Origin of the sequence: Rhizobium sp. GN54 (assembly GCF_021026345.1) — a bacterium.
In the GTDB taxonomy this organism is placed as follows: Bacteria; Pseudomonadota; Alphaproteobacteria; order Rhizobiales; family Rhizobiaceae; genus Mycoplana.
The window spans coordinates 155,657-168,358 of the sequence record NZ_JAJNCZ010000001.1 but is presented as its reverse complement, the minus strand read 5'-3'; the positions used below and the strand labels follow the sequence as shown (position 1 = coordinate 168,358).

Genomic DNA, 12,702 nt, shown 5'->3' with positions numbered 1-12,702 from the left:
ATGGCTGAATTTCCCACAAACGCAAAGGTCGTCATCATCGGGCTCGGAGGCATCGTCGGCGCTTCGATTGCCCACCATCTGATCGAGCGCGGCTGGGACGACATCGTCGGCATCGACAAGTCCGGCATCCCGACCGACATCGGTTCCACGGCCCATGCGTCGGACTTCTGCTACACCACCAGCCACGACTATCTCTCGGTCTGGACGACCCAATACTCGATCGATTTCTACGAGAAGATGGGCCACTACGCCCGCATCGGCGGCCTCGAAGTCGCCCGCACCGGCGACGACGCCTGGATGGAAGAGATCAAGCGCAAGCTTTCCTCCGCCAAGGCCTTCGGCACCCGCGCCCACTATGTCAGCCCCGCCGAGATCAAGGAGAAGTTCCCGCTGATCGAGGAAGGCCAAGTGCAGGGTGGCCTGTTCGACCCGGACGCCGGCCTCGTCATCCCGCGCTCGCAGACCGTCGCCGGCAAGCTGGTCGACGCCGCCGAAAAGAGCGGCAAGCTTGCGATGTTCGGCAACACGCCGGCCAAGTCGCTGATCGTCGAGAACGGCCGCATCAAGGGCGTCGTCACCCACCGCGGCACGATCATGGCGGATCACGTCATTGTCTGCGCCGGCATCTGGGGCCGCCTGATCGCCGAGATGGTCGGCGAGGACCTGCCGGTCATGCCGGTCGACCATCCGCTGACCTTCTTCGGCCCGTACAACGAATTCGAAGGCACCGGCAAGGAGATCGGCTTCCCGCTCTTACGCGACCAGGGCAACTCCGCCTACATGCGCGACACCGGCGACCCGAAGACGACCGAGGGCGGCCAGATCGAGTGGGGCTACTACGAGACCGACAATCCCCGCCTCTGCCATCCGCGCGACATCCTGGAAAAGGACCAGGCGCGGCTTTCGCCCTCGCAGCGCGACCTCGACATGGAGCAGATCATCGAGCCGCTCGAAAAGGCGATGGAACTGACGCCGATCCTCGGCGAGCTTGGCTACAACGAGGGCCATTCCTTCAACGGCCTGCTGCAGGTCTCCGCCGCCGGCGGTCCCTCCTGCGGCGAGAGCCAGAAGGTGCGCGGGCTGTGGTACTGCGTCGCCATCTGGGTGAAGGACGGCCCCGGCTACGGCAAGCTGATCGCGGACTGGATGACGGACGGCCGCACCGAGATCGACCACAACTCGATCGACTATTCCCGCTTCTATCCGCACCAGCTCGAAGAGAAGTTCATCGAGAGCCGCACCTATGAAGCGGCGCAGAAGATCTACTTCCCCGCCGTCCATACCCGCGAGCCCTATGCCACCGGCCGCAACGTCAAGCGTTCGCCTTTCTACGAGCGCGAGGTCGAACTCGGCGGCTATTTCATGGAGCTCGGCGGCTGGGAGCGCGCGCATGGCTATGCCGCCAACGAGCACCTGCTGGAGAAGTATGGCGATCGCGTTCCGGTGCGCGAGAACGAGTGGGACAGCCGCCATTTCTGGCGCGTCTCGAATGCCGAGCATCTGGCGATGAGCGAGGACTGCGGCATCGTCAACCTCAGCCACTTCCACATGGTCGACATCGAAGGGCCGGACCATGTCGAGCTCCTGGAATGGCTGTGCGCCGCGAAGATCGGCGGCGACGGCAATGTCGGCAAGGGCATCTACACCCACTTCCTCGACGACGAGGGCATGGTGCGCGCCGACTTCACCGTCTTCCGCATGGCCGACCGCTGCCGCCTCGTCAACGGCGCCGACGCCGGCCCGCGCGACTTCCACTACATGAAGCGCATCGCCGAGGACCGTGGCCTCGACGTCACCATCACCGACGTCTCGGAAAAGTTCATCACCATCGGCATTTGGGGGCCCAATGCCCGCGAGACGCTGAAGAAGGTGGTGGCCGATCCAGCCGGCCTCGACATCGAGAACTTCGCCTTCGCCGCGATCAAGCCGATCGAGATCGCCGGCAAGGCCGTCACCGCCTTCCGCATTTCCTATGTCGGCGAACAGGGCTGGGAACTGCACATGAAGTACGAGGACGGGCTTGCCGTCTGGGACGCGCTGCGCGCCACCGGCGTCATGGCCTTCGGCGTCGAGACCTATGCGAATTCGCGCCGCATGGAAAAGAGCCTGCGCCTGCAGAATGCCGATCTTCTGACCCAGTACAACCTGATCGAGGCCGACCTCGCCCGCCCGAAGGTCAAGGAGGCGGACTTCCGCGGCAAGGCGAAGCATCTGGAGTACAAGGCGCGCGAGCACCAGCCGGCCATGCTCTGCACGCTGGTGATGACCGAGAATACCGACAGGAACGGCGTCAAGCGCTACCCGGTCGGCAGCCTGCCGGTCATGGATCCGCAGACCGGGGAGACGCTCGTCGACGAACTCGGCCGCCGCTCCTACGTCACCTCGATCGCCTACGGCCCGACGATCGGCAAGAACATCGCGCTCGCCTACCTGCCGCAGGAATACTGCCAGGTCGGCCGCAAGCTGAACGTGGAGTATTTCGCCGAGACCTATCCGGTCGAGGTGGTCGGCATCGGCTACAAGCCGCTCTACGACCCCGAGAACCTCAAGCCGCGCACCTGATCTGCCCGGCGACCGTCCATGCGTCTCTTGGAAAGCCCGCCACAGGCGGGCTTTTTGCTGCGCGGACGCCGATCCATCCCTGTGAACCCGCAGCGGGGACGGGTCAGGCGGACAGGCTCGCGATCTCCGCCATGGCCGTGTCCTGGACGAAATGGCCGGGAGAGACTTCGAGGTAGGTCCGTTTCGGCGGCACGTAGTCATGAGGGCGGACGGGGCTCCTGATCTCCTCGCTCAGCGTCGGCCGCGCCAGCCCGCGTCGCGAGGGGTCGGGCAGCGGCACGGCGGAGATCAGGCGGCGGGTATAGGGATGCCGGGGATTGCCGAAGATGGCGGCGCGCGGGCCGATCTCGACGATCTCGCCGAGATACATCACGGCGACGCGGTGGCTGACGCGTTCGACGACCGCCATGTCATGGGAAATGAACAGATAGGCGAGCTGGCGCTTTTCCTGGAGATCGAGCAGGAGATTGGAGACCTGCGCCTTGACCGAGACGTCGAGCGCGGAGACCGCCTCGTCGGCGACGATCAGCTTCGGCTCCAGCGCCAGGGCGCGGGCGATGGAGACGCGCTGCCGCTGGCCGCCGGAAAACTCGTGCGGATAGCGATCGGCCATGGCCGGCGACAGGCCGACCTGTTCCAGCAGTTCGGCAACGCGCTCCCTGGATTCGCGCCTGCCCATGAGCCCGTGCGCCAGCATCGGCTCGGCGATCGCAGAGCCGATCGAGATGCGCGGGTTCAGCGAGGCGAAGGGATCCTGGAAGATCATCTGCGACGTGCGGCGCATGGCGCGAAGCGCCTTCGTGCCGGCCCTTGTGACATCCTGGCCATCGACGACGATGGACCCTGCGGTCGGTTCGATCAGGCGGATGATGGCGCGGCCGGTGGTGGACTTGCCGCAGCCGGATTCGCCAACGAGCGCCAGCGTCTCGCCCGGGCGCAGGTCGAAGGAGACGTCTTCCACCGCATGGACGCGCCCGTTCGGCAGGTCGAAGCGGACGGTGAGATTGTCGACCTTCAGGATCGGGGCTGCGTCTGCTGCGACCGCCTTTGTCTCACGGCCGCCGGTCGCCTCGCCGGTCTTGGGGTCGACCTCGGGGAAGCGTCGCGGCGATCGGGCCTCGCCCATGGTTCCGAGCCGGGGGATCGATGCGAGCAGCGACCTGGTGTAGATCGCCCCGGGTTCGGCGAAGATCCTTTCGGTGGCCCCGGCCTCGACCATGTCGCCGCGGAACATCACCACGGTGCGGCCGGCCACCTCGGCCACCACGCCCATGTCGTGGGTGATGAACAGGACGCCCATGTTCTCTTCGCGCTGCAACTCGCGGATCAGGTGGAGGATCTCCGCCTGGATGGTGACGTCGAGCGCGGTCGTCGGCTCGTCGGCGATCAGGAGCTTCGGCCGGCAGGCGAGCGCCATGGCGATCATCACGCGCTGGCGCATGCCGCCGGAGAACTTGTGCGGATATTCGTGCAGCCGGGTTTTCGCAGCCGGGATGCGGACGCGCTCCATCAGGCGCAGCGCCTCCGCCTCGGCGTCCTTCCAAGACAGCGCCTGGTGCAGGACCAGCGCCTCGGCGATCTGGTTGCCGATGGTGAAGACCGGATTGAGCGACGTCATCGGCTCCTGGAAGATCATGCCGATGGAGCCGCCGCGCACCGCGCGCATCTCGGCTTCGGACGCCTTCAGCAGGTCCCGGCCCTCGAGCAGGATGCGCCCTTCGCAACGCGCCCTGCCCGGCGGCAGGAGGCGCATGGTGGACAGCGCGGTCACGCTCTTGCCCGAGCCGGATTCGCCGACGATCGCCACCGTCTCGCCGGCATGCACCTCAAGGCTGATATCGCGGATGACGGCGCGCCAGCCGTCCGGCGTCCGGAAGGAGGTCGTGAGGTTTTCGATGGACAGCACCGGCTGGCCCGCAGAGGCGGCTTCACGCATGGTCAGCTTTCCTTGGCAAGACGCGGATCGACGAGATCTCGCAGGCCGTCGCCGAGCAGCTGCAGCGACAGCACCGAGAAGACGATGGCGAGGCCGGGGAAGACCATCAGCCACGGCGCGTTGTTCATGTATTCGCGTCCCGAGGCCAGCATGGTGCCCCAGGTCGGCATGTCGGTGGAGACGCCGACGCCCAGAAACGACAGGCTCGCCTCCGCCAGCATCGCCGAGGCGAACACGAAGGTCGCCTGCACCAGGATGGGAGAGGCGAGGTTCAGCAGCACGTGGCGCAGCAGGATCTGCCATGTCGGCAGGCCCATGGCGACCGCCGCCTCGATATAGGGCAGTTCGCGCAACACGAGCGTCGAGCCGCGCACGATGCGGGCCAGGCGTGGCGCGTAGGTGATGCCGAGCGCCAGGATGACGGTCGCGAGCGACGGGCCGAGGGCTGCGACCAGCGCGATCGCCAGCAGGATGTCCGGGAACGACATCATGGCATCGAGGAGGCGCGAGATCGGCGCGTCGAGCCTGCGGAAGAAACCCGCGGCAACGCCGAGAAGGACGCCGAGCACGGTGGAGATGCACACGACGCCAAGGCTGACGAGAAGCGATATGCGGCCGGCGAAGATCGCCCGGGAGAAGATGTCGCGGCCGAACTCGTCGGTGCCGAAGAGATGGGCCAGCGACGGCCCTTTCAGCTTGTTGACGATCGAAAGCTTGTTGGGCGCATAGGGCGCGATCCACGGCGCAAGCAGCGCCGCCAGCACCACGACCAGCAGGATGACGGCCCCGAACAGGATGGCGCGATTGCCGAACAGGCGGCGCAGGCTGGCGGCGAACGGCCGGGCGGCGGATGCGGTCGTCAGGGTCGTCATAGGCGTACCCTCGGATCGACGAGAATGTAGAGCATGTCCACGGCGAAGTTGATCAGCACGTAGATCGCGGCCACGACCAGCAACGCGCCCTGGATGACGGGATAGTCACGGCGCAGGACGGCCGAGACGACGAGATTGCCGATGCCGGGCAGGCCGAACACGGTTTCCGTGACGACGGCGCCGGCGACCAGCATGGCGATGGAGAGGCCGATGACGGTGATGATCGGGATCATCGCGTTCTTCAGCGCGTGCTTGAGGATGACGCGGCCCTCGCCGGCCCCCTTGGCCCGGGCGGTGCGGACATAGTCGTCGCCAAGGACGTCCAGCATGGCGGCGCGGGTGAAGCGGGTGATCAGCGCCGAATTGACGATGCCGAGCGCGATCGCCGGCAGCACGAGGTGATGCAGCCGCACGAGGAAGGTCGTGTCCGGGCCGCCATAGCCGGACGCCGGGAACCAGCCCTGGCCGACGGCGAGCACCTGGATCAGCAGCAGGCCGAGCCAGAAGCTGGGCACGCTGGCCGCGACCATGGTCAGCGTCACGACGATCTGGTCGAACAGCGTTCCGCGCCTGACGGCGGAGAGGATGCCGACCGGCAGCGCGATCGAAACCGCGATCAGGATGGAGAACAGCGTCAGGAAGAAGGTCGGCTCGGCCCGCGCGGCAAGTGCCTGCGTGACCGGCTGGTTGAGGAAGATCGACTGGCCGAGATCGCCGCGCAGCAGGCCCAGCACGAACTGGACATACTGGACGATCAACGGCGCATCGAGCCCCATCTTCGTACGCAGGTCTGCGATGTCCTGGGGCGTGGCGTCCGCCCCGAGCATCACCGCGGCCGGATCGCCCGGCGTCACCCGGACGATGACGAAAACAACCGTCACGACGATGGCGAGCACGACCAGCATGCCCCCAAGCCTGTTCAAGAGTGTCCGGGCGATCCGTGCCATGGTGCAGTGCCTCAGTTCTTCGGCGTGACGTTCCAGAAATGCGGCCAGTAGGTCGGCGTATAGCCGTCGACCGACGCTCCGACGCCCGCAACCGCGTTGAAGTTGCCGACCTTGAACAGGGGCGCGTCGTCGTAGATGACCGTCTGGATCGCTTCCCAGGCCTTGAGCTTGTCGTCGTCGCTCGTGGCCTCCATGTAGCCGGCTACGGCCTTGGCCTTCTGGTCGGACACGTACCAGCCCGGATAGCTGTCGGTGATCGTGTTGATCGTGGTCGGGTCGCCCGGAAAATTGGAATGGGTGATGAAGATGTCCCATTCCTTCGGGTCGGCGCGGCGGGTGGTCAGCGTCGCCCAGTCGACCACCTGCAGGTCGACCTTGAAGCCGGCGGCCTCGAGATAGGCCTTGGCCACTTCGCCGATCTTGTAGTGGAACTCGTACTGGCGGCTGGTCATCAGGCGGATCGGGGTGCCGTCATAGCCGGCTTCCTCGATGAGCTTTGCCGCGGCCTCCGGATCGCCTTCGCCGTAGCGGGCCACGCCGGCTTCCGTGTGCCAGAAGGAGCCGCCCGGGAAGAGCGAGGCATCGACGCTGAAGAAGCGGTCGTCGGAGAAGGCTGCCAGCATCATGTCGGAAGGATTGAGGGCGACCTGGACCGCCTGCCGGAGCGCCTTGTTCGTCAGCAGGCCCTCCTTCATGTTCAAGTTGAGCGAGGCCCAGCCGGCATTCTCGAAGATCACCGGCTTGGCGTTGCCGCTCGCCTCGACGCGCTCATAGGCGCTGACGGGCAGCGAATCGGCATAATCGAACTGGCCGGAGATCAGCCCTTCGACGCGGGTGTTCGCGTCCGGCACCGGCACGAAGCGGACTTCCTTCGCGATCGCCTCGCGCTTGCCGGCATAGTTGCTCGGCTCGCCCTCGGGCGACTTGTAGTCCTCGAAGCGGACAAGCTGGGTGTACTGGTCGGGCTTGCGCTCCTTCAGGGCATAGGGACCGGTGCCGACGAATTCGGTCAGCGTGTCGGCCACCTTTTCCGACGGGATGATGATCGACGCCTGCGAAAGCGTCGCCAGCAACGGGGCGTAGCGGGATTTGAGCTTGACGACGACGGCGTGGGCGCCGTCCTCGGTGAGGCTTTCGACGATCTCTGCGACCTGCTTGCCCTTGGAGTTGACCGCCATCCAGCGCGTCAGCGAGGCGACCACGTCCTTGGCGTCGAACGCGCTGCCGTCGTGGAACGTCACGCCCTCGCGCAGCGGAATGCGGTAGGTCAGGCCGTCTTCGGAGATCTCCGGCATCGCGGCTGCCAAAAGCGGCACCGACTTCCACTGGGCGTCATAGGTATAGAGCGTCTCGAAGATATGCTGGTCGATCATCAGCACGATGTCGGTCGGCGTCTGCATGGCGTCCAGCGTCGGCGGCTCGCCGATGGTGGCGACCGTCAGGATGCCGTCGGACGCCTGCGCAGGCATGAGCCCGGCCGAAGCGGCCAGAGCGGACGCCAAGGTCGCAATGAGAAATGTCTTCTTCATGAGGTTCCCCTTTCTTTCTGATGGCGGGCGCTTCGCGCACGCCGGCTTGTCGCAGCAGTCTCAGGTTCGAGGCGGCACGGATGCCGCGCCCGGGTCAGCTTTCCAGGCCCAGCGGATCGGCAACGCGCGGCCACAGTTCGAGGCTCGCCTTCCTGTAGGGCGTCGTTGCCGGATCGGTGGGATAGGAGGTCGGCGCGGCGATGTAGACGATCTCGGAAGCGACCGGCTGAAAGCCCGCGTGAAAGTGGTTGGTCGACTTCACCAGCAGCATGGCCTTTGCGGAAAAATCGATGCCGAGGTTGGAAAAGATGTCCGGCTCGTAGGTCTGCGTGCGGCTGGTGATCAGGACGATGTCGATCGCCGTGCCGACCGGGCGGACGACGGCCGCGCTGCCGAGGGTGACGCGGCTGTTGCGGAAGCTCTGCCAGCCGGCATCCACGACGCGCTCGACGCGGACCCGCAGGTCGAGCGGTTCTCCGCCTTGCGGGCCGGACTTGCCGCCGATGCGCAGGTCGAGCTCCGCCCCCTCGCCTGCCGCATGGCAGAAGGAGACGGCGACGGGATCCCAGATGGTGGCGACGGCGATGTCGTCGAGGCCACGCTCGATCATCCGGCGCAGGATATGGGTCGCATCACCCGCCACGCCGCCGCCCGGATTGTCCCAGACATCGGCGATCACGACCGGCTTGTCCGGCCGGGCGGCCCTGAGTTCCAGCGCCCGGTCGAGCCCGGCCTCGGTGTCGAGCATCGGCATGGCCGTCTGCCTGCGCATCCGGTAGAGCTCGTGCCCGAGTGCGCTTGCGAGCGCATCGCCCTTCTCCCTGGCGTCATCGGTGACGACGACGATGCGCGTTCCCATGTCCGGCACGTCGCCGGCCATGAATCCGTGGATGACCGAAATCGAGGCGATGCCGTCCTTGCCTTCCAGCGTCTTCAGGCGGTCGACGAAGGAGCGCATCGGCTCGCGGCTGGTCGGATAGATGGTGATCATCCGGCAGTCGAAGGTGGAGATCACCGGCTTGAACCCCTCGCGCAGCGCCCGAAGGGCGAGGTCGACGACGTGTTCGCCGCGTTGCTCGAAATCGGTGTGCGGGAACTCGAGGAAGGTCGCCATGAGGTCGAGACTGGCAAGGCGGAGCGCCGTCAGATGGCTGTGCGGATCGAATTCGGCGGCGATGAGGACGTCCGGCCCGACGATGGCGCGGACCTTCGAGAGGAAATCACCTTCCGGGTCGTCATAGCCCTGCGCCACCATGGCGCCATGCAGGCCGAGGACGACGCCGTCGACCGGCAGGGCGGCCTTCAGCTCGTCGAGGATCCGGTCGCGCAGCGTCTCATAGGTCCGGCGCTGGATGAGGCCGGCCGGCTCGGCCCAGCAGGAGGTACCCTCGATGACGGTGAAGTCTTCGGCGCGGCCGCGCCGACGCAGGATCGGCACGACGGACGAGCAGAGCGTCGGCGTATCGGGATGTTCGCCCGGCTCCGCATAGAACGCCGCCCTGAAGGCGTGCATGTCGGTCGGGACGGGAGAGAAGGTGTTGGTCTCGGTCGCCAGCGAGGCGGTAAATATGCGCATCAGATGTCCCAAGGCTGTCCCGGCCGATAGCCGTCGCCTGCCGGCGCTCCTGTCGTTCGACATGGCGCGCCGCCGTTCCTTTCATCACCGACCACCCCGGAGGACGCGCTTCGCCGCGCACGCGCCGCCGCCGGAGGCGGCCGGACATGCCGGTCGGCGAGATGCGGTTCGTTCCGGAGGCATGCCTGCCTGCTGATCCTGCTCACCCGTTCACTGTTGGCCAGTGTAATTTATTTTCTTCATTTTGCGTCATTGAGCCCGAATGTCAACGGACTTTGGATTGATGACAAGAAAATATGTAATTCATTTACATTCCTCTCGTAACGCCGTGAAAATTTTCATCGCGCATGGCTGCGCGCCGCCTGCCGCCGCGCACCCCGCATTGCGTTTTCTTTTGCAGATCAGATGCTTCCGAGGCACCGGCGCCCGGCACCGCTTCGAGGCGCATAGGCACGCCATGAAAAACGCGCCGGCAAATTGCCGGGAATTTTCGCTGCGCGGCGCGGCCAGGCCGGGCCGGGCCCACAGGGAAAATCCGGGGCCCGGCGCGAAGAAAGTCCTACATCGGCGCGCTTTTCACCACACCGTGCCGCGCGCGTCGACGGCTTCGACGCGGGTGACGACGCCGTCGCGATGGAACACCATGCGGTCGAAGAGATTGCTGACCACGCAGGTGTGGTTGGGCACCACCCTGACCATGGCGCCGACCTCGGGGAAGACGCGCGCGCAGCCCCTCAGATCGACCACCGCATGCTCCTCCGACAGGGAGACGATACGCGCGCCCTCGAAGCCCTCGATCATACCGTAGTCGCTGAAGCCCAGCAGATCGGAGGTCAGCGCCTTCGACCCGCAATCGAGGACGGCGCGATCGGGCGCGGGCCGCGAGACCACCGTCGCCAGGACATGCATGGCGAGATCGTCCGTCGTGCAATGGCCCGCCCGGACCATGCTGCGGTCGTTGTAGACATAGGTTCCGGCGCGATGCTCGGTGGCGGAGGGGACGAGGTGGGCGGAGAACAGGTCCGGCGAGCCGCCATTGGAGCGTACCGGGCATTCGATGCCCTTCGCCGCCAGCAACTCCATGGTGCGGACGATGAAGGCCTCGACGTTTTCGGCACCGCCGGTGGCCGGATAGGTCAGGATGCCCATGAAGCGAAGCCCGGGCGCGGCCGCGATCCTTTCCCCCAGGGCCGCGGCGTCTTCCGGCGTCTGCACGCCGCAGCGCCGGCCGCCGGTATCGCATTCGACCAGCACGGCAAGAGGCCGGCCGGCCTCGAAGGCCGCCGCCAGCCCATCGACGACGGCAACGCTGTCGGCCACCACGGAAAGGCGCGCCACCCGCTCGTGCAGGGCGCGCAGGCGCGCGAGCTTGGGCGCGCCGAGGATGTTGTAGGTGATCAGGATATCCTCGAAGCCGGCATCGGCGAAGACCTCCGCCTCGCTGACCTTCTGGCAGTTGATGCCGACGGCGCCGACCTCGACCTGCTGGCGCGCGACGGCGGCGATCTTGTGCGTCTTGATATGCGGACGAAACGCCTTGCCGTGGCTTTCGAGATAGCGCTGGGCCCTTGAGACGTTGGCCGCGAGGCGATCCTCGTCGATGACCGGCATCGGGGTTGCGACCTGATCGAGCGACGTGCCGACCTCGGGCCAGGGATTGAACATGGTTGCACCTCATTTTTGGGAAGGAAACGCGCCGTTGGCTGCGGCGCTGTCATTTATTTTCGTTCGAACACCCGCTTCCGTTGAAGCTCCGGCGCACTATGCTATGAAAAGACGTTCGAAAGAAATTCATTTTCACATTGGAATGGCATCGCCAAGGCGACGCCATCGCCCCGGGAGTTCCTATGGATCTTTTTCACGGCCTCTCCGACGAGGACGGCAGGCTTTCGGGGCTGGAGAAGAAACTCGCCCGGCTCGTGCTCGACGACGTGGAATTCGTGGTCAACTCGTCGATCATAGAGCTTGCCGAGCGGGCGGGCGTCTCGCCGCCGACGGTGACGCGCTTCTGCCGGCGGCTGGGGTGCCAGGGCTATTCGGACTTCAAGGTGCAACTGGCGCGAATGACCTATGTCGGCCTGCGCTACCTCAAGCCCGAAGCACCGACGGCCACGCCGGAGGAGGTCGCCGAGGACATCGTCACCAAGGCCCAGAATGCGCTTTTCGAGCTTCATCGCCAGCTCGACATCGCCGTGCTCGACAAGGCCGCCCATCTTCTGCGTGGCGCCGAGTTCATCCAGGCCTTCGGCGCGAGCGGCAACTCCGCCATGATCGTCAACGAACTGCATAACCGCCTCTTCCGGCTCGGATGCCGCATCAACGCCTCGAACGACCACAACATGAACATCATGATGTCGGCCGCCGTGCAGCCCGGCACGGTCGTGTTCGGCTCCTCGTTCACCGGCCGCGACCTCGGCCTCGTCCACTGCCTGGACCTGCTCCGGCAGGCGGCCATTCCGACGATCGTGATCACCCAGCCCGGTTCTCCCGTCGCTGCCGCGGCCGACGTTGTGATCGCGATCGAGCTGCCGGAGGGCAAGAACATCTTCCGTCCCACCTCGACGCGCTTCGCCTATCTCGCGGCGATCGACATCCTCGCCAACCTCGTCGCCTATGCCGATCGCGCGACCGCCATCAAGGCGCTCCGCTCCATCAAGGAGGAGCTGGTGCGCCACCGCGACGGCGATGATCGCCAGTTGCTGGGCGACTGAGGCGCCGCCGCAGGCTTGGCACGCGCCGCGCCAGGATCAGTCGAGCGGCTTGTAGGCGATGACGTCCATCTCGACCTTCGCGTCGACCATCAGCGGCGACTGGACGGTGGAGCGCGCCGGGGGATGATCGATGAAATGCTTCTGGAAGACGGCGTTGAAGCTGGAAAAGTCGCGCGCGTCGGCGAGCCAGACGTTGACCTTCACCACGTCCGCCAGCGTGCAGTCGGCGAGGGCAAGGACGTCCTTGATGTTGGCGACGACCTGCTCGGTCTGGGCGACGATGTTGCCGACGACCACTTCGCCGTCAACGGTCGGGACCTGGCCGGAGACATAGACGAAGTCGCCGGCCCTGACGGCCTTGGCGAAGGGTCGGCGCTGGCCGCCGGCCTGGCTGTCGGCCGTTTCCAGACGCACCAGTTTCTTACGGGACATGATGGATCCTGCAATTCATTTTCACGTGTTGGACATATTACATGACGCTATCCATCCAAGTGCGAAAAGTCCATCAATTGATGAAAATAATTTCCACGTAGAGAGCGCCGCGCACGCCAGTTTGCCGCATTGTACGC

9 protein-coding genes are annotated in these 12,702 nt (G+C 65.8%); 2 read left to right on the top strand and 7 right to left on the bottom strand.

Going from position 1 to position 12,702, the window contains the following annotated elements:
• Positions 1-2,562: a GcvT family protein gene (locus LQK81_RS00825; protein WP_230802776.1), complete on the top strand. Its 2,562-nt coding sequence runs from the start codon at positions 1-3 to the stop codon at positions 2,560-2,562.
• 103 nt (positions 2,563-2,665) lie between these two features.
• On the opposite strand, the gene LQK81_RS00820 is transcribed toward LQK81_RS00825, so the two are convergent.
• From LQK81_RS00820 to LQK81_RS00795, 6 genes are all read right to left on the bottom strand, one after another.
• Positions 2,666-4,498: an ABC transporter ATP-binding protein gene (locus tag LQK81_RS00820; RefSeq protein ID WP_230802775.1), complete on the bottom strand. Its 1,833-nt coding sequence runs from the start codon at positions 4,496-4,498 to the stop codon at positions 2,666-2,668.
• A gap of 2 nt (positions 4,499-4,500) precedes the next feature.
• Positions 4,501-5,370 carry an ABC transporter permease gene (locus tag LQK81_RS00815; RefSeq protein WP_230802774.1) on the bottom strand — a complete coding sequence of 290 codons (870 nt, stop codon included), beginning with the start codon at positions 5,368-5,370 and terminating at the stop codon, positions 4,501-4,503.
• Positions 5,367-6,317 (bottom strand): ABC transporter permease, encoded by a 951-nt coding sequence (locus LQK81_RS00810; protein WP_269064536.1) that lies wholly within the window; start codon positions 6,315-6,317, stop codon positions 5,367-5,369. The genes LQK81_RS00815 and LQK81_RS00810 overlap by 4 nt, the downstream gene beginning before the upstream one ends.
• An 11-nt stretch (positions 6,318-6,328) precedes the next feature.
• Positions 6,329-7,846: an ABC transporter substrate-binding protein gene (locus tag LQK81_RS00805; protein WP_230802773.1), complete on the bottom strand. Its 1,518-nt coding sequence runs from the start codon at positions 7,844-7,846 to the stop codon at positions 6,329-6,331.
• A gap of 94 nt (positions 7,847-7,940) precedes the next feature.
• Positions 7,941-9,422, bottom strand: coding sequence for a M81 family metallopeptidase (locus LQK81_RS00800; RefSeq protein WP_230802772.1), 1,482 nt, complete (start codon positions 9,420-9,422; stop codon positions 7,941-7,943).
• A gap of 576 nt (positions 9,423-9,998) precedes the next feature.
• A complete protein-coding gene (locus LQK81_RS00795; protein WP_230802771.1) occupies positions 9,999-11,087 on the bottom strand; it encodes a D-TA family PLP-dependent enzyme in 1,089 nt (362 codons plus the stop codon).
• 182 nt (positions 11,088-11,269) lie between these two features.
• On the opposite strand from LQK81_RS00795, the gene LQK81_RS00790 reads away from it, so the two are divergent.
• Entirely contained in the window at positions 11,270-12,133 is an 864-nt protein-coding gene (locus tag LQK81_RS00790) for a MurR/RpiR family transcriptional regulator (RefSeq protein ID WP_230802770.1), read from the top strand.
• Positions 12,134-12,169: 36 nt separating this feature from the next.
• On the opposite strand, the gene LQK81_RS00785 is transcribed toward LQK81_RS00790, so the two are convergent.
• On the bottom strand, positions 12,170-12,565 hold the full coding sequence (locus tag LQK81_RS00785; RefSeq protein ID WP_230802769.1) for a RidA family protein: 396 nt from the start codon (positions 12,563-12,565) through the stop codon (positions 12,170-12,172).
• Positions 12,566-12,702 lie beyond the last annotated feature (137 nt).

What these genes read in the sequence shown, in the direction of transcription:
- LQK81_RS00785 (WP_230802769.1), bottom strand. Translation starts at nt 12,565, where the DNA reads ATGTCCCGTAAGAAACTGGTGCGTCTGGAAACGGCCGACAGCCAGGCC.
- LQK81_RS00790 (WP_230802770.1), top strand. Translation starts at nt 11,270, where the DNA reads ATGGATCTTTTTCACGGCCTCTCCGACGAGGACGGCAGGCTTTCGGGG.
- LQK81_RS00795 (WP_230802771.1), bottom strand. Translation starts at nt 11,087, where the DNA reads ATGTTCAATCCCTGGCCCGAGGTCGGCACGTCGCTCGATCAGGTCGCA.
- LQK81_RS00800 (WP_230802772.1), bottom strand. Translation starts at nt 9,422, where the DNA reads ATGCGCATATTTACCGCCTCGCTGGCGACCGAGACCAACACCTTCTCT.
- LQK81_RS00810 (WP_269064536.1), bottom strand. Translation starts at nt 6,317, where the DNA reads ATGGCACGGATCGCCCGGACACTCTTGAACAGGCTTGGGGGCATGCTG.
- LQK81_RS00820 (WP_230802775.1), bottom strand. Translation starts at nt 4,498, where the DNA reads ATGCGTGAAGCCGCCTCTGCGGGCCAGCCGGTGCTGTCCATCGAAAAC.
- LQK81_RS00805 (WP_230802773.1), bottom strand. Translation starts at nt 7,846, where the DNA reads ATGAAGAAGACATTTCTCATTGCGACCTTGGCGTCCGCTCTGGCCGCT.
- LQK81_RS00815 (WP_230802774.1), bottom strand. Translation starts at nt 5,370, where the DNA reads ATGACGACCCTGACGACCGCATCCGCCGCCCGGCCGTTCGCCGCCAGC.
- LQK81_RS00825 (WP_230802776.1), top strand. Translation starts at nt 1, where the DNA reads ATGGCTGAATTTCCCACAAACGCAAAGGTCGTCATCATCGGGCTCGGA.